The sequence below is a fragment of the Streptomyces sp. NPDC041135 genome (genome assembly GCF_055592085.1).
The window spans coordinates 1-14,745 of the sequence record NZ_JBVIYZ010000021.1 but is presented as its reverse complement, the minus strand read 5'-3'; the positions used below and the strand labels follow the sequence as shown (position 1 = coordinate 14,745).

General features: G+C 64.5%; 16 protein-coding genes. 7 read left to right on the top strand and 9 right to left on the bottom strand.

Annotation, left to right across the window (positions count from 1 at the left end):
- Window positions 1–106 precede the first annotated feature (106 nt).
- The 5 genes from ACZ6CZ_RS30640 to ACZ6CZ_RS30620 form a co-directional block, all read right to left on the bottom strand.
- Window positions 107–1,219 carry a ParB/RepB/Spo0J family partition protein gene (locus ACZ6CZ_RS30640; protein WP_469027567.1) on the bottom strand — a complete coding sequence of 371 codons (1,113 nt, stop codon included), beginning with the start codon at window positions 1,217–1,219 and terminating at the stop codon, window positions 107–109.
- The gene (locus ACZ6CZ_RS30635) at window positions 1,216–2,364 is read right to left on the bottom strand and encodes a ParA family protein (protein WP_469027565.1); all 1,149 of its coding nucleotides are present in this window, start codon (window positions 2,362–2,364) and stop codon (window positions 1,216–1,218) included. The genes ACZ6CZ_RS30640 and ACZ6CZ_RS30635 overlap by 4 nt, the downstream gene beginning before the upstream one ends.
- A 144-nt stretch (window positions 2,365–2,508) precedes the next feature.
- Window positions 2,509–2,751 carry a hypothetical protein gene (locus tag ACZ6CZ_RS30630; RefSeq protein WP_469027563.1) on the bottom strand — a complete coding sequence of 81 codons (243 nt, stop codon included), beginning with the start codon at window positions 2,749–2,751 and terminating at the stop codon, window positions 2,509–2,511.
- Between the two features lie 630 nt (window positions 2,752–3,381).
- Window positions 3,382–5,304 carry a tetratricopeptide repeat protein gene (locus ACZ6CZ_RS30625; RefSeq protein ID WP_469027560.1) on the bottom strand — a complete coding sequence of 641 codons (1,923 nt, stop codon included), beginning with the start codon at window positions 5,302–5,304 and terminating at the stop codon, window positions 3,382–3,384.
- 122 nt (window positions 5,305–5,426) lie between these two features.
- The gene (locus ACZ6CZ_RS30620) at window positions 5,427–5,843 is read right to left on the bottom strand and encodes a hypothetical protein (RefSeq protein ID WP_469027557.1); all 417 of its coding nucleotides are present in this window, start codon (window positions 5,841–5,843) and stop codon (window positions 5,427–5,429) included.
- A gap of 496 nt (window positions 5,844–6,339) precedes the next feature.
- On the opposite strand from ACZ6CZ_RS30620, the gene ACZ6CZ_RS30615 reads away from it, so the two are divergent.
- The 3 genes from ACZ6CZ_RS30615 to ACZ6CZ_RS30605 all read left to right on the top strand — a co-directional run bounded on the left by ACZ6CZ_RS30615 (window position 6,340) and on the right by ACZ6CZ_RS30605 (window position 8,341).
- On the top strand, window positions 6,340–7,029 hold the full coding sequence (locus ACZ6CZ_RS30615) for a hypothetical protein (RefSeq protein ID WP_469027555.1): 690 nt from the start codon (window positions 6,340–6,342) through the stop codon (window positions 7,027–7,029).
- 38 nt (window positions 7,030–7,067) lie between these two features.
- Window positions 7,068–7,550 carry a hypothetical protein gene (locus ACZ6CZ_RS30610; protein WP_469027552.1) on the top strand — a complete coding sequence of 161 codons (483 nt, stop codon included), beginning with the start codon at window positions 7,068–7,070 and terminating at the stop codon, window positions 7,548–7,550.
- 419 nt (window positions 7,551–7,969) lie between these two features.
- Window positions 7,970–8,341: a hypothetical protein gene (locus ACZ6CZ_RS30605; RefSeq protein WP_469027773.1), complete on the top strand. Its 372-nt coding sequence runs from the start codon at window positions 7,970–7,972 to the stop codon at window positions 8,339–8,341.
- Here the strand turns inward: ACZ6CZ_RS30605 and ACZ6CZ_RS30600 are convergent.
- From ACZ6CZ_RS30600 to ACZ6CZ_RS30590, 3 genes are all read right to left on the bottom strand, one after another.
- Window positions 8,338–8,541: a hypothetical protein gene (locus ACZ6CZ_RS30600; RefSeq protein ID WP_469027551.1), complete on the bottom strand. Its 204-nt coding sequence runs from the start codon at window positions 8,539–8,541 to the stop codon at window positions 8,338–8,340. The genes ACZ6CZ_RS30605 and ACZ6CZ_RS30600 overlap by 4 nt on opposite strands.
- Window positions 8,529–8,771 (bottom strand): hypothetical protein, encoded by a 243-nt coding sequence (locus ACZ6CZ_RS30595; protein ID WP_469027548.1) that lies wholly within the window; start codon window positions 8,769–8,771, stop codon window positions 8,529–8,531. Before ACZ6CZ_RS30595 ends, ACZ6CZ_RS30600 begins: the two co-directional genes overlap by 13 nt.
- A gap of 76 nt (window positions 8,772–8,847) precedes the next feature.
- On the bottom strand, window positions 8,848–9,039 hold the full coding sequence (locus tag ACZ6CZ_RS30590) for a hypothetical protein (protein ID WP_469027787.1): 192 nt from the start codon (window positions 9,037–9,039) through the stop codon (window positions 8,848–8,850).
- Between ACZ6CZ_RS30590 and ACZ6CZ_RS30585 the strand changes: the two genes are divergently transcribed.
- Window positions 8,998–9,177, top strand: a complete 180-nt coding sequence (locus ACZ6CZ_RS30585) for a DUF6233 domain-containing protein (protein ID WP_469027770.1) — start codon at window positions 8,998–9,000, stop codon at window positions 9,175–9,177. The two genes, ACZ6CZ_RS30590 and ACZ6CZ_RS30585, sit on opposite strands and share 42 nt — an antisense overlap.
- Before the next feature lie 33 nt (window positions 9,178–9,210).
- Here the strand turns inward: ACZ6CZ_RS30585 and ACZ6CZ_RS30580 are convergent, their stop codons facing one another.
- Window positions 9,211–9,588: a hypothetical protein gene (locus ACZ6CZ_RS30580; protein ID WP_469027546.1), complete on the bottom strand. Its 378-nt coding sequence runs from the start codon at window positions 9,586–9,588 to the stop codon at window positions 9,211–9,213.
- Window positions 9,589–10,056: 468 nt separating this feature from the next.
- Between ACZ6CZ_RS30580 and ACZ6CZ_RS30575 the strand changes: the two genes are divergently transcribed.
- The 3 genes from ACZ6CZ_RS30575 to ACZ6CZ_RS30565 all read left to right on the top strand — a co-directional run bounded on the left by ACZ6CZ_RS30575 (window position 10,057) and on the right by ACZ6CZ_RS30565 (window position 14,459).
- Window positions 10,057–10,596 carry a lamin tail domain-containing protein gene (locus ACZ6CZ_RS30575; protein ID WP_469027543.1) on the top strand — a complete coding sequence of 180 codons (540 nt, stop codon included), beginning with the start codon at window positions 10,057–10,059 and terminating at the stop codon, window positions 10,594–10,596.
- 355 nt (window positions 10,597–10,951) lie between these two features.
- Window positions 10,952–12,154 (top strand): hypothetical protein, encoded by a 1,203-nt coding sequence (locus ACZ6CZ_RS30570; RefSeq protein WP_469027541.1) that lies wholly within the window; start codon window positions 10,952–10,954, stop codon window positions 12,152–12,154.
- Window positions 12,155–13,148: 994 nt separating this feature from the next.
- The gene (locus ACZ6CZ_RS30565; RefSeq protein WP_469027538.1) at window positions 13,149–14,459 is read left to right on the top strand and encodes a hypothetical protein; all 1,311 of its coding nucleotides are present in this window, start codon (window positions 13,149–13,151) and stop codon (window positions 14,457–14,459) included.
- Window positions 14,460–14,745 lie beyond the last annotated feature (286 nt).

Below are 14,745 nucleotides of genomic sequence, written 5' to 3'. Positions count from 1 at the left end.
AAGTCGGGCGGCAGAGGGGCACGTTTTTGCGTTCCGGTTTAGACCTACAAGAGCGGCCCCGTGAGCCGGACATGATTCGGAAGCGGGACCGTCCTGCGTCAGCGGATCAGGCGGGCTGCTCCCGCTGGCTCAGCTCAAGCAGCAGAGCCTGATACTCCTCTGGGTGCTGCTCCCGCAGAACTCGCATCCAGACGCGTGCGCCCTGGATGAAGTTTTCAGTGGTCATCTTCACATGCAGGTGCTGGACGACGTAGGGGACGTCGTCGTACGGCAGCCGCTTCGGCTGACTCCCATCACCATGCCCCGCTGATGTGTCCCTGGTGCTGGCTGCCGCCTCCGTCGCCGAGGTCTCGCCAGGAGTATTAACGGCGTTAACGGTCTCCGGGATGCCTGTGTCCGAGGTGGCCGGCGTCTCGGAGGTATTAACGGCGTTAACGGTCGCCTCGCCGCTGTTGCCGTCTGCCGACTGCCGCTGCCTCTGACGGGGAGGCTTAACGGCGTCTATAGTCCTCTCCGCCTCAGCTTCCTGTTCGCTCTTGGGCAGTCGGCCGATCCGGCGGGCAGGCTCCACCTTCAACTCGCCCGTCTCGACCTTCGCCTGCAGCTCCGGGGTGAGTTCCAGCAGCGCCAGGCGCTGGGACACCCAGGCCGGCGTCTTGCCCAGCCTCTTAGCCACCTGCCCTTGCGAGCCATGAACGTGTACGAGTTCCTGGATGGCTCTCGCCTGGTCCAGTGGCGGCACGTCCACTCGGTGAACGTTGGCGATCAACGCCGACTCAAGGAGGTCCGCAGCACTGGCCGCCAGGTCGTCATTGACATCGATCCGAAGTTCGGCGATCCCCGCGACGACTGCGGCCTTGAGCCTGCGGTTGCCGTCGATGACGACATACTCAGCGGTCCCGATCTGCTCCTCCTGATCGGGGTGGGCGACCAGGAACGCGGCCCGACGTGCGACAGTGACCGGCTGGATCTGCCCCCGGACGCGAAGCGACTGCGCAGTCTCCTCGATGTCGGTGTACTCATCGCGAGGGTTGAACGGGTTGTGCGCCAGATCCGCCAGCGGCACTGCCGCCGGCGGCCGCTTGCCCTCTCCGCTGATGATCTGCTGACGCGTCCGCACCCGCCGCGGCGTCCCCTGCACGTCGCCCTGACCGTCCTCGTCCAGGGTGAAGCCGCGCGTCACACGCTCCTGCGGACTCTTGGGGTTGGTCTTCCTCATACCGCCAGTTCCTTCGCCAGGTCGCGCATCGCCTGCGCGTGCTCACTGTCGGGCGCATACTCCAGCAACGGGATCTCCCCGTCTGCGGCCTCGCGCCCCTCCTTCAGATCACCGATGACCGCGAGAACCGCCGGCGAGCTGCTGCGCTCCCACTGGTCACGGTTCTCCTTGACCAGCTTTCCGCGGCGGCTGTCATAGGCGTTGATGACCAGTCCGAGGTAGTCGATGGTGATGCGGCCCTTGCGGCACAGGTCTTCCATCTGGGAGCGAAGCAGCCGGAAGGCACGGTGAGACGCCTTGTTGGCCCACACGGGCGTGATGACGCCCGAGCGGTCGGACAGTTCACCCTCGCGGCGCCGGACGTAGTACAGCGCGGTGTCCATGTTCAGACCGAGGCTGGGCGGGCCGTCGATGATGATGATGTCGTACTCGCTCTCGAGCGGCTCCAGTGCCCGCTCCAGGGCTGCCTCGCTGAACGACACCTTGGACAGTGCCACATCCCGTAGGAACGCGTCGTCACTGGCGGGCAGCAAGTGCAGCCGCTCACCGAAACGTTCTTGATCCATGGCGACCAGCAGGTCGTGGATATCGCCCCTGGCGGTGCCGTCCATATGCATCAGCAGCGTCTCGACACCGTCCTCATACATGAGGTCCTCGAAGCCCAGCTCCGCGGTGAGATGCCCCTGAGGGTCGTAGTCGACGATGAGCACCCGATGACCGGCCTCTGCAAGCGCCTGGGCGATCCCGCTGGAGATAAACGTCTTGCCCACTCCCCCCTTCTGGTTGGCCACTATGACGCGGATGACCGGCTGTTCGGTGAGGGGGGACGTGGGGGAGGGATGAGCCTCAAGCCAGAGCGTCAGCGCCTGAGCCAAGCCTTGGACATAAGTGACGCCGCGCTCGCTGCACGCTGCCTTGAACGCGTCCGGCTCGCCAGCCGGCAGGAACGTCCCCCACGTCTTGGCACCAGTGGTGTCCACCTCGGGCAACTCAGTTGCTGTGTACCAAGCTTTGATGGCGTGCTCAGCCGCATCCTGGATGTCCATTCCGTGCTCAAAGGCGCGGATCTTCAAGTGTCGGCGCAGCTGAGGAGTGAGGGCTGTAATTAGCTTCTCTCGCTCCCCGCGGGGGCTTGGGATGCTCATGCTGCCAAACTTTACTAGGTCGACGGAAGATGGAGCCTCACCGGCTTGCAAGTTGAGCGCATCCACAGGACGAGGAGGTACGACACCAGATCAACACTGGCACCGACGCAGACGGCTATGACTACCTCGCACGCCAGCCGAGGGTCAGGAGCCGGGCAGACTATGAATGAGCCGACGCACCGCCCGACGAACAGCGAGCCTGCGCAAAACCCTGGCGGGCCGCCCAACGTAGACGGCAACGATAGGCACGGCAGAAGTCGCGAACGCCACGTACGGACCGACGACGGCATCCAGCATCAACACACCACCGATGAGCAGTAAAAGCGAAAGGGTGACGGCGAGCGCCTGATCCTCACCCTTGCACCCGGAACGTGTGCGCTGCTGCATCCATCCCCCTCACAGTGATCAACGCAGGCAGGCTAATTAGTCACGCGTTGCCACTCCAGCGGGTGATCACCGAATCACAAGTGTGATCACTGAAGGCGAGCGAAGTTGGGCATGTATGACCCACCGCTGGCTCACCCTTGCAGCCGCAGGCAGCATGCTCGCTGCGCTCCTCAGCAGCCCTGCCGCCGCGTCTTCGCTCCCTGCGCCCGCTTCCGCGAGCAAGTCGTCCGCTGCGGCCTGCGCCAGTCACTGGCGCGCCGTCCAGCGGGTGGCGGTGCACCGCCCCGACCCGTTCGAGGGGCCGGTCGCCAGCATGCACTCCCCTGTTCATGACTACCTACGTAGAGGACAGGTCGTCCGGTCGTGTGTGGTGGCCATCGCGCGCACGTCCAGCTGGCCGGCGTACCGAGCCTGCGGCGAACAGGGCACTATCTGGCGCATCGTCCCCGGAGGGCAGTTCCGCAGGCTTGCCTCAAACGCGTCTAACCGAATCAAGGCGCGGTCCCGTTACTGCGGCACCCCCAGGGGCAGCCCTGCGCCTTGCGGGGCACAGCTTCGGTAGGGTCGTCTTCGCCGTGCTGCGCGAATGTCGCCGGACAATCAGATCGCCCTCAACCGGAGGGGCTATACCTACAGCACTGGTCGATCCCTGTCCTGCACTGCTTGAGTGATCTGGCGCGCTTGAGCGAGGTTGTTGCGGCTGCTGAGGGTGTCGGGGTGGGTGTCGCCGAGGACCTGCTCGCGTTGGGTGAGGGCGGTTTCGTATAGGGGGATGGCGCGGGCGAGGTCTCCGGCCGACTCGTAGGCATAAGCGAGGTTGTTGCGGCTGCTGAGGGTGGCGGGGTGGGTGTCGCCGAGGACCTGCTCGCGTTGGGTGAGGGCGGTTTCGTATAGGGGGATGGCGCGGGCGAGGTCTCCGGCCGAGTGGTAGGCATAAGCGAGGTTGTTGCGGCTGGTCAGGGTGTCGGGGTGGGTGTCGCCGAGGACCTGCTCGCGTTGGGTGAGGGCGGTTTCGTACAGGGGGATGGCGCGGGCGAGGTCTCCGGCCGACTCGTAGGCGTCGGCGAGGTTGTTGCGGCTGGTCAGGGTGGCGGGGTGGGTGTCGCCGAGGACCTGCTCGCACTGGGCGAGGGTGGTCTCGAACAGGGGGATGGCGCGGGCGAGGTCACCGGCCGACTCGTAGGCGTGGGCGAGGTTGTTGCGGTTGGCCAGGGTGGCGGGGTGGGTGTCGCCGAGGACCTGCTCGTACTGGGCGAGGGCGGCCTTGTGCAGGGTGATGGTGTGGGCGTCGCGGCCCTGTCGGCGCAGATACTGCGCGACGTCGTGCCAGGCGTAGGCGGTTTCAATCGAGGCTGTGTCTGTGGTCGGAGATGTGGCGGCAAGGGCGTTCGCCTGGGGAATCAGTTGTTCCCAGTGGTCGGTCTCGGTGCTGTCGTTAGGGAGGGCCTGACGAAACAGCTGTTCGGCGTCTCGCCGCCCAGGTGGGCAGCCGTCGGGTTCCGTGGCGGGTTGCTGTCGCAGGACGGTCTGCACCAGGCGGTGGACGGCGACGCTGTGGCGGTCGTCGCTGTAGGAGATCATGTTGTAGGCGTGCAGGGCGCCGAGGGCTTCGCCGAGGGCGAGCGGGTCGGGCAGCAGCGGGGCGAGCAGGGTGCGGGGGATGTTGCCGGGGGATAGCCAGGCCATGGCGTTGAGCAGGGTGATGGCCTGCGGGTTGCGGCGGTGGATGGCGGTCAGGGTGTGCTGCCAGATGCGGGCGATGGTGCGTTCGGGGTCGATGCCGCCTGCGGCGGTGTCCATGACCCGTCCGAGCATGGCCTGGTAGTCGGCCATTTCTGTGCCTGTCTCGTAGAGGTAGGCGCCGGCCTGTTCCAGGGCCAGCGGGAGGTGGCCGAGCTCCGCGGCCAGAGCGGCCGCCTCCTCGCGCTGCCGCGGAGTCGGACTGTGCCCGGGGCCGAAGGCGAGGGTGCACAGCAGGTCGGCGGCCGCCTGCGCGGGCAGCAGACCGAGGGGCATGGTGGGGGCGATGGTGTGCCAGCCGGTGGCGGTACGGCTGGTGGCCAGGTGATGCCCGTCCGGCAGGGCACCTAGGTAGTGGGCCAAGTCGCGCGGGTCGTCGACGTTGTCGTGGATCAGCAGCCAGCCCGGGTGCCACTGCAGCCACAGCATCGCCCACGCGGCCCGCTCCTCCACGCCCGCGCCGACGGCCCACTGCGGACACAGCCGCACGGCCAGCGAGGCGAGAGCGGTGATGATCTGCTCACTGCTGGCGGCGTTGAGCCACCACACCAGCGTGTAGGTGCTGCGGTGGGTGTGGGCGTAGTGCAGGGCGAGGGTGCTCTTGCCGATACCGCCCAGTCCATGGATCGCCCGCGCCCCGGTCACCTGGGTGACCACAGCCTCGCCACCGGCAGGCAGCTCTTGGCGCAGCCGGGCCAGTTCGTCCTGGCGGCCGACGAACACACCTGAGGCGGAACCAGGCAGGTTCCCCGAACCAGGCGGAGCCTCGGTGCGCCGGACCCAGTCCACGGCCTCGGCCGGCAGCGTCACCACACGCGCCCCGTCACCGGTGATCGCGACACCGACACTGCCACCCGCAGCGATCGACCGCCGGCCCGACGCCCGCGCAGCCGGTGCTCTTGCGCTGTCAGCCCCGCCGGCCACAGGACTGCCGGTCACGGCTGCAGCTTGGCGTTGTCGCCAGTGATGGCTGTGCGGATGGTCTGGGCTGCGATGGACCGCTCTCCGGAGGCCGTGATGGTCACCGCCCCAGCGGGAGGCAGGAGACCGGCCAGTTCGGCCCGCAGCTTTTCGTCGTCCCGCAGGGCCCGCTTGATCTGCTGACGCAACGCCGCCGCGGCGTCTTCATCGTCCGGATCGCCAGCCGCGTCCTGTACCGCGGCCTCGAGTTCCTGCTGGCCCTGCTCGTCTCGCCGGCGCCACACCACCTGCAGAATCCGCCGCCCCAGGTTCGCGGTGGCATCCACCGCCGCGTCTTCGGCCCGGGACAACACCCCCGCCCCGTACGCACTCACGGCCGTCGACACATACGGCGCCGCCTGCCCCACCAATTCCGCGATTTCCGCACCCATACCGTCCCCCCAGGACCGTCTCTCGACCGTGGACCACCAGCCTAGGAACTATCCGACCGCCGCACGCAGAGACCTTCGAAAACAGCGTGCCGATCCGGGCGCGGTCTTCTGAGTTGCCCCGAACCGATCCCTGCCCATGTCCCGTTCATGCTGGACAGGTCAGGCCACTGTGCGCCCTCACCCGTGCAGCGTGTCTAGCCGGGTCTCGGTGGGCAGCGCCGGGCCATTCCAGCGGCTCAACTGGAGGCGGGCAGGACCGGATGGTCGACGCGGTGGTGTTCGACCTAGACGCCGCGCTCACTGCCTCAAGCGGTTCGAGTTGTCTGTGGGAGCGGCCGTGGTGGCCCCTTTTCCATCTCTTGGGTAACTGATGGGCAGTAATTGATCATGTTTCTCAGATCCACCTCAATTCGCCCATATCTCCTTGACCTGGAGAAACGCGATAGGCGAGTGTTCTGCACATGCCATCTCCCACGGGGGGAGAGAAGGCGAAAGGATGAACATGCACCTCGCCATGAAGCGCGCTGGGACGACCGCCTCTGCCGCGCTGCTCATCGCCTTGGGAGTGGGCGGAGGCGTCGCATCTGCCGATGACACTCCCACGGACGCGGGCGTAGTGATCAACAGTGAACCGCCGCAGGAGACCGATCCGGCCGACACTGACCTCGTCGATGTCCCCGCAGACCAGGTGGACACTGAGCCCGACATCCCGGGCAGTGACAGCACTGGGGACGGCAACCACCCTGACGGCCGCCGATGCGAGGTGTCGCGCGTCTACACGCCCACCTACAAGGGCGGAGACCACCACAAGGGGGTTGGTGCACCCCAGGCCAACACCAACAACACCAGTCACACTGCCACGTCGACCTTCACCGCCGAAGTCTCCGGCACCGTGGGCGTGACCTACACCGGCCATCTCTCCGTCAGCGTGGACGCCCTGGTCGCCAAGGTCGAGGCGAAGTGGGACTTGAGCCTGTCCGCTTCGCTGACGGCCAAGCTGGGGAACAAGATCTCGGTCCCCACCCCGGCGCACAAGGTCTCCCACGGCACCTACGGCGTCTACCGCGTACGGACTAAGGGAACGAGCTACGTGATAACCGAGAACTGCGACATCGCTCACAAGAGCACTGTCACGAGCTACACCCCTCACTACGTCGGCTGGTACATCTGGGAGACGAAGGCCTGATGCCAAGTACAAGGCGATCCGCCCGACTGGCCGGCGGCATGCTTCTCGCCACGTTGGCGGCGGCCGGCTGCACCAGCGGCCATCACGACAAAGCCGCGACAACCGGCTCCACCCGAAGCGCTACTCCCTCACCAGTCCCTTCACCGCCCAGCCAGACCCCCAATGCTCACGCGCCTTCCGTCCGCAAGGCCCCGAAGATCAGCTCGGACGGCATCACCCCCCTGACCAGCGCCACCGCCCTCAACGGCAATGCCGTCTACCCGATCCCGGGCGGAATCAAAGCGGGCAAGACCCTAGCGATCGCCATCAACTGCCAGGGCGCGGGCCGACTCACCGTGCACGTCGACCCAACCGGCATCGCCTTTCCTCTCCTGTGCGAAAAGGGCAAGGTGTTGCCCACGATGAACGAGATACACATGTCCAAGAACCACACCCGTGGTGCGCTGCGTTTCACCTCGAAGCCCAACGTCACGTGGTCGTTCTCGATCGGCTGGGACCCGCACCCACCCGAACAGCAGTAGCATCCCCCGCCCGCCCCTAACGAACGCCGGCAACTTCTCTCGTGGCGACCGGAGCTGAGCGGATGCAAGCAGACAGAGGGCCGGTTTCCCAGACCCGGGATGCCGGTCCTCTGCCATGTGTCGCCGATCCGTCAGGGCCGGGCGGCGCGCTCGGGCACACTGGAAGACCTCGCTCTAGTGACCGCGCCGTGCTTCAAGCTCAGTGGCGGCAGCATCAGCACACCACCGGTGAGCAGTAAAAGGCCGAGGGTATGGCGAGCGCCTGTCCATCGCGCTCGCATTCAGGCCGTGTTTGCTGCTGGATTCATGCCCCTCGCCGTGATCAACGCAGGCAGGCTACTCAGTCAAGCGCGGCCACTCCACCGGGTGATCATCTGATCACGAGTGTGATCGCCGGAGGTGAGCGAAGTTGGGTGTGTATGACCCACCGCTGGCTCACCCTGGCCGCCGCCGGCAGCATGCTCGCTGCGCTTCTCAGCAGCCCTGCCGCCGCGTCCTCGCTCCCTGCGTCCGCTACCGCGAGCAAGTCGTCCGCTGCGGCCTGCGCCAGTCATTGGCGCGCCGTCCAGCGGGTGGCGGTGCGCCGCCCCGGACCGTTCGAGGGACCGGTCGCCACCATGCGCTCCGCGATTCACCACTACCTGCAAAAGGGGCAGGTCGTCCGGTCCTGTGTCGTGGCCATCGCGCGTACGTCGAGCGGGCCGTCGTACCGGGCCTGCGGCGGGCAGGGCAACCTCTGGCGCATCGTGCCCGGCGGGCAGGTACCGCAGGCCTGCCTCAAGCGCGTCTAGCCGTTCTCGCGCGGCAGTAGCACGGTCCCGGTGTCGTCGTCGGTGAGGGTGACGCGGGCGCCGGGCATGTCGCGGTACTGCTCTGTCCAGCGCTTGAACTTGGTGCGGGCGGTGTCCTCGCGTTCCCACCAGCCTCGCTGGACGGGGCGGTCGCCGATGTCCAGCAGCAGCTGGTAGCGCGTGCCGCTCACGGTGTCCATGCGGCGGTGACCATGCAGTCGCGGCAGGAGTCCTGCCACCGCAGGCCCAGGCCCGGGATGCTGCGGCGGCAGGTCGCGACGGCCGGCGCCCCGCAGGAGGAGCATGGGTAGCGGCCCGGTGGGTGGATGCGCTCACGCTCTCCGGAGAAGCGCAGCGGCCCGCCGGGCGCCTGGTCCAGGCGGGCGGGGTCGATGCCGAGAGTTTCGAGTTGCCGCAGGTCATCCTGCATGCCCTGTCTCCTTGTCGCTCTCCCCCTCGGTGTGCCGGTGGGCAGCCTACCTCCTAGAATCGAACGCGTGAACGATTCACCGTCCCGTCTCGTCCTGCTCCGCTTTCTGCAGCGGGTGCAGGAACGCGACCTCGCGCGCACGCGGCAGTGGATCGCGGATGAGGAACGGCGTGAGGCGGAACGTCGGCGGGGCGAGCAGGCGCGGCCGGCGCAGGCGGAGTGGCTCGTGCAGCACGGCCTGAACCGGGCGAACCTCGATGCCGTGCACGTGGGGGACTGCTGGGCGGCGAGAAAGAGCGGCCGGTGCCGCCCGGTTACCCGCGACCAGGCCGTGGACGCTCTGCGGCGGCAGGTCCCGGCCTGCGTGCACTGCCGACCCGATACCGCCCTGGGCGTCCTCGACTGACCATGCCAGGCGCCGACCTCGCCCGCGGCAGGGTCAGCGGTGGATCTGTGCGCAGGGCGCCCCGGGCGCCCGGTTGAACTCGATGCACAGCCACGTCCCGCCCCTGAAGGACCGCCCGTGGAGCGTCCAGTCCACGACCGCGTACCTGCGCATCCCCACCCTGCGTGAGGCGGCAGCCCGCCACCGGGTCAGGGCTGTGCGGTCGCCCTGGTAGACCGTGTATAGGCGCGCCCGGGACCCTGTGCTGCGGCTGTCCGTCCAGCCCCCGGCCCGTTCCACCCGCAGTCCATGGCCCGTGACGCTCAGCCCGACCCGTCCGTCTGTCGTGGTGGCATCCGCGTGCGCCGGCACCCCGGTGCCCACCATGGCGAGGGCCAGCGCTGCGGCGGCAGTGATCAGTCGATGTCTCATGCCCGGTAACCCCGCCCAACCCCCTGCAGGTCACGCGCAGCCCGGGTCCGGAGAGAGTCGACCTGCTCGCTCATCGGGACCCCAGCTCGGAGTCGGTGGCTGACTGTCGCTTGCAGGCGGCCGCGGCTGTGTGGCTTTCCGTTGCTCACTTCCGGGTGAAGGCGTTCCCGGTGGTGGGGTGGCGTGCGTCGCCGGATGCCCGCACGGGCCCGAAGTCTCACGGCGCGTCGGTTTGATGATCCGTCAACCGCACGCTTTCTCCGCATAAATGGACGTTACAGGCGACTGTCACAGAAACCTGTTGAACTTGTAATCGCCTTCGCATTTCCCACACAGGGTGGGGGTGCGGGCTGCATGGTGTGCGTGTGCGGCTGACCGGCCGCACACCAGCACAACGCAACCGGCCCTACCTGCGGTTTTCCCTGACGCGGGTGGCTGGTGCGCGCACCTGCTCGAAGGGGGACACTCGTGTCCGCATTCTCTTCCGTCCGTCGTCTGACCGCCGCTGCCGGTGTCGCGGCTGCTGTCGTGGGAGTTGTGGCTCTGCCGGCCGCGGCCGCCGACCACTACCCCGGCCGCTCCCACGCGCACGTGATCATCAGCGACGTGCAGTACAACTCCCCGGGACGCGACGACCGCTCCAACCGCTCGCTGAACAGGGAGTGGGTGGACGTCACCAACACCGGCCGCCGTTCGGTCAACCTCGACGGCTGGACTCTGCAGGACGAGGACGGCCACACCTACACCTTCCACTACCTGCGGTTGGAGGGGCGCTCCACCGTCCGCGTCCACACCGGCACCGGACGCGACACCCGTACGGACGTCTTCCAGGACCGCAGCAACTACGTGTGGGACAACGACTCCGACACCGCGACCCTGCGCAACGACTACGGCCGCTTCATCGACGACGCCTCCTGGGGCCGCGACGACCGCGACCACGACGGTGACCGCAACTACCACGGCGGCAACCACCGCGACGGCGACCACCGTGAGGGACACCGCCGCTGACAGCCCGGCCGGCGGCAGGTGACGCCGGCTGAGTGATCCGCCGGCGAGAGGTGGGACACCCCGTGTGCATGCGGGGTGGCCCACCTCTGCACGTAAAGCGGCACGCGCTGCACGGCCCCCGGCAGCAACGAGCCACACGCACGGATCGGGTCTGTCAAACGAGCGGGGCTTTGAGGACCGCACCACTCGGCCGGCACGACAGGCAAAGGCCAGTTGAGTATTGGATGCTCTTCTACGTGCCCGGAAGTACACTAAGATCTGTTTGTCCATACCCTTACCGTTTGGGGAAATAATGCGCCGCACCTTATTGCCTAGCCTTATTGTCGCCGGAGTTTGTGTCACTTCCCTCGGAGCCATGGAAGCCATACCCGCCTCCGCGAGTGGCGCCTTTCCTGACCAGCGCCCCCCGGTCGCTGCCGCAATCGCTTCTGTGTTAGATGCCGACACGCCTCTCCTTCAGGAAAAGGCACTGCCTGCCGGACAGCATGCTTCTTCTGGCAACTCTAGCGTCACATATACGCATATAGAAACCGGCCGCTGGGAACTGAAGTTCCGGTCATTCCTTGACGAGGCGAAAGTGTACGGTGGTGCTAACTTCCGTCATGAGCCAGTTGTTCACGTGACCCCCATCGGAAGCTCGAGTAAGTATGTGGCCTGCTACCTGAATGGAGTTGTGAACCTCGAAAGGCAAACTAATACAACGAGCGTAGACGATGTGAGGCTGCAGATTCAGTGCATGGATGATCATGGCGCTCCGATCAACCAGGCCTTTTCCGTCTCAGTGTCTGAGGGCGGGGCAGAGGAAGGCTCTGTTGCGGATATGCAGATACACACTGCAATGACGCAAAATGGTTCATACACCCCTGATTTTTCTCACGCTGACACGACAGCTGCCGTGAACATCAGCCAGTCGAGTTCTATCAGTCGGACCAGCATCGGTCGCTATACCTTCACGCGTGAACGCCTCCCTGGGGCGGGCGCCGAGAGTTTCGTCGTAGACGCAGTTCACCGTTACCCTGCCGTCCCAAATACTGCATGCCACATCGTTTCGGCAGGACCGACGGGAAGTGGTAACACTCTTGAGCAGATCAACGTGGCGTGCGACACCTTCACGCACGCTGGTAACTCCATCCCTGCGGACCCGATCGGTGTTGCTGTCTCCTATTCTCGTGACGCGAGTCTGATCGGTCTCAAGAATGCCGCTTCCGACGGGCACGCTCGTGTGCCACTGATTACGAGTTCTTCGGAATTCAAGCTGACGGGTATGCGTAACAGGATGTACGGAGACGAGTCTGGGGCAGGCTCTGTTATCCGTCAAAGCGCAGGTGTTTACAAGGTGAAGCTAGAGGGGCAGGCGTCGGGCGTCGGTACCTTTGGTGTGCCTTTCGTGACAGCAGAAAACTCTTCGCCAGTGACGTGCCGGCCAACTGATCAGTGGTTCACGGCATCGCAGACTACTGCCGGAGCTATGGATGCTCAGCTGGTCGTAAGCTGCCTGAACTCAAGCGGAACGCCTGTTGACAGCGCCTTCGATCTGCAGTTCATGATGCGTCAGTAACCTTGACGAAGTCGACCAAATGATGTTTTGGACACCTCGTCAGAGTAAAAAGAGGGCTAGCTGCGCAGGCAGTCTTTAATTCAAGAAATTAAAGACTGCACCATTGGAGTCGTGGAGCTAGCGCTCCGCTTGGATACCCTGTCCCCGGGCGTCCGCGCGGGCGTGACCTGTTGAGCATCTTGTCGTTGTTGGGGGTCGCGGTCATCCCCCGCTGCGGATGCGCGGCGTCAGGGCCTGGGCACGCTTTCGTTAGTGAGCCCGGGCCCTTCTTCTCTCCTGGGTCCAGCTGTCGCGGAACCGGTGGGATCGGTTACCCGGATTGTCCCGGTTGCCGTCCTTGGGCCGGGGCACGTTCTGCAGCAGCCCTCCGTGCGGGCAGAGGTGTGAGGTGTGAGGTGTACGGGGGTGTCAGGGCGGGCCGCAGTCAACCCCCGAGTCGACTGCGGCCCGTGCCCGGCCGCCGACATAATGTTCCGGCTCTCCACCCGCGTCCTCAACCCCGAACACGCTGGCGAAGCGGCATCGAAGCCGCCACCCTTTCCGCCACCACGGCGACCTGCACGTGCCGTTCACCTACCGCGTCCCCACCGGCAACTTCAGCAGTTCCCGGGCTGGTACCGACAGCCGGTCGCTTCGGTCGCTGGCCTCGTCTTCACCCTGGTCGCTGTTCAGGTGTCAGCCGGCCGAGTGCGGCTTGTCGGCGGCGCCGGTGATAGGTCCGCTCGATCCAGGACACGATCGCGATCCGCAGTTCCTCGCGACTCGCACGACGTCCTGGCGGAATTCTTCCGGATAGGGCTTGGGCACAGCGACATCCTTCCCACCCGCCCCTCAGAGCAGGCCAGTTGAGATGTCACCCGATCGTGCAGCAGACCCTTACAAGATCCGGAGTGCTGCCCAGGCGTGCGGGTTTAGCTATGGGTAGCCACTACTCACTAATCCCTTCCGATGATGAGTGAACATGAGGTTGTCGTCATATCTCTGGAGGAAATCCGTGAAAAAGTTGCATTTCAAGACGTCTATCATACTGGCTGGAATGGTCATCTTAGCTGTACCGGATTTTGCCCATGCAGGGACGACGCCGCCAGAAATAATATCGCGCACCGCGACGACTCAGGGAAACGCCAACTCGATCACTTCAAGCATCAGTGGAGACGGACTCTACGTCGTTTTTGAATCGTCATCGAACAACTTGGATTTGTCAGATACGGACACGCAAAAAGATATTTATGTCAAGAACCGGGTTACAGGAAATTTGCAACTGGTCAGCAAGTCCGGAGCTGGAGTTAAGGGCAACGGGGACAGTTTCCTTCCTGGGCCCCGATCCATTAGCGGCGATGGGCGCTATGTGATATTTTGCTCAACCTCAACTAATTTGGTGGGAGATGATGGAAATAATTCTCTTGACCTGTTTCGAAAGGATCTCATAACGGGTGCGGTCGATGTGGTCGACTCAACAGTCGGGGGATCATTGGGAATTCACGGAGCGGCATGTGGCGGTTCCATATCCCGGGATGGAGGTCTGGTCGCATTCGATTCACGTTCAGACAACTTGGTCAACCCCTATCAGGGCGCCTTCAATAACAACATATTTGTAAAGAATTTCCACAACGGCTCCGTTATTCCAATCAGTCTCACCGCATCTGGGCATCTCAGTGTCAGCACATCGAGAAACCCTGTGATCAGTGGAGACGGGAATTATGTTGCGTTTTCGTCGTTCGCGACTGATCTCCCTACAGCTGTAGCTCCCGCAGCAGGGGAAAATATATTTAGGACGCGGGTGAGTGACCATCAGACCGATCTCGTGAATTCTGAGAACGGAACCGCGGCGGATAAGTCTTCATCGGAAATCGACTTGAGCTATAATGGCAGATTCGCCGCATTTTCGTCACAGGCGGAGAATATCGCAATTCCGAATACGTACTCTCTTCAGCGGGTTCTCCGTAAGGATATGAACTCGGGCGTGATTGTAAACATGAGCACGTCTTCGATCGGAGTTCAGGGGGACGCGAGCGGGCGGCATCCTGTAATAAGCGATGATGGCTTTAAGGTTGCTTTTGTCTCTAAGGCGACAAACTACATGGCCGGAGTGACTAACACCCAAGTGTATCTGAAAGATTTGAGTAGCGGCTTTATTGAGGCGATCAGCAGATCCGTAGCGGCAGTATCGAACGGGGCCGGGTCGGATTACCCGTCAATCAGCGTGGACGGCAACCAATTTTCTTTCGAAAGTGACGGAACCAATCTTGTTCCAAACGATACCAATGCAAAATTTGACATATTCTACGTGCGGCGCGGGGTTTGATGTATTTCGAGATTAAGACCGTGTCCTACATGGTCAGTTTGAGCAGCCGTTTGTAGCAGCAGAGGGGCGGCCCTTCATGGAGCGTCAGCTCCGGAGCCGGTGGGGGCGGGAGCGCAGCGGACGCCCCTGGTCCTGGACGCGTAGCGTCCAGGACCAGGATTGGAGCGGAGCGGAAATCCGAATTCTCGCGGAGCGAGAATTCCTGAACACGCGGAGCGGGTTCAGCGAAAGGCGCGCAGCGCCTTTCTGGGATTGCGCGCAGCGCAATCCCGCTGTCCTATCGCGC

Coding starts and splice junctions, on each gene's coding strand:
- ACZ6CZ_RS30640 (WP_469027567.1), bottom strand. CDS start 1,219: ATGAGGAAGACCAACCCCAAGAGTCCGCAGGAGCGTGTGACGCGCGGC.
- ACZ6CZ_RS30635 (WP_469027565.1), bottom strand. CDS start 2,364: ATGAGCATCCCAAGCCCCCGCGGGGAGCGAGAGAAGCTAATTACAGCC.
- ACZ6CZ_RS30630 (WP_469027563.1), bottom strand. CDS start 2,751: ATGCAGCAGCGCACACGTTCCGGGTGCAAGGGTGAGGATCAGGCGCTC.
- ACZ6CZ_RS30620 (WP_469027557.1), bottom strand. CDS start 5,843: ATGGGTGCGGAAATCGCGGAATTGGTGGGGCAGGCGGCGCCGTATGTG.
- ACZ6CZ_RS30615 (WP_469027555.1), top strand. CDS start 6,340: ATGAACATGCACCTCGCCATGAAGCGCGCTGGGACGACCGCCTCTGCC.
- ACZ6CZ_RS30610 (WP_469027552.1), top strand. CDS start 7,068: ATGCTTCTCGCCACGTTGGCGGCGGCCGGCTGCACCAGCGGCCATCAC.
- ACZ6CZ_RS30605 (WP_469027773.1), top strand. CDS start 7,970: ATGACCCACCGCTGGCTCACCCTGGCCGCCGCCGGCAGCATGCTCGCT.
- ACZ6CZ_RS30600 (WP_469027551.1), bottom strand. CDS start 8,541: ATGGACACCGTGAGCGGCACGCGCTACCAGCTGCTGCTGGACATCGGC.
- ACZ6CZ_RS30595 (WP_469027548.1), bottom strand. CDS start 8,771: ATGCAGGATGACCTGCGGCAACTCGAAACTCTCGGCATCGACCCCGCC.
- ACZ6CZ_RS30580 (WP_469027546.1), bottom strand. CDS start 9,588: ATGAGACATCGACTGATCACTGCCGCCGCAGCGCTGGCCCTCGCCATG.
- ACZ6CZ_RS30570 (WP_469027541.1), top strand. CDS start 10,952: ATGGAAGCCATACCCGCCTCCGCGAGTGGCGCCTTTCCTGACCAGCGC.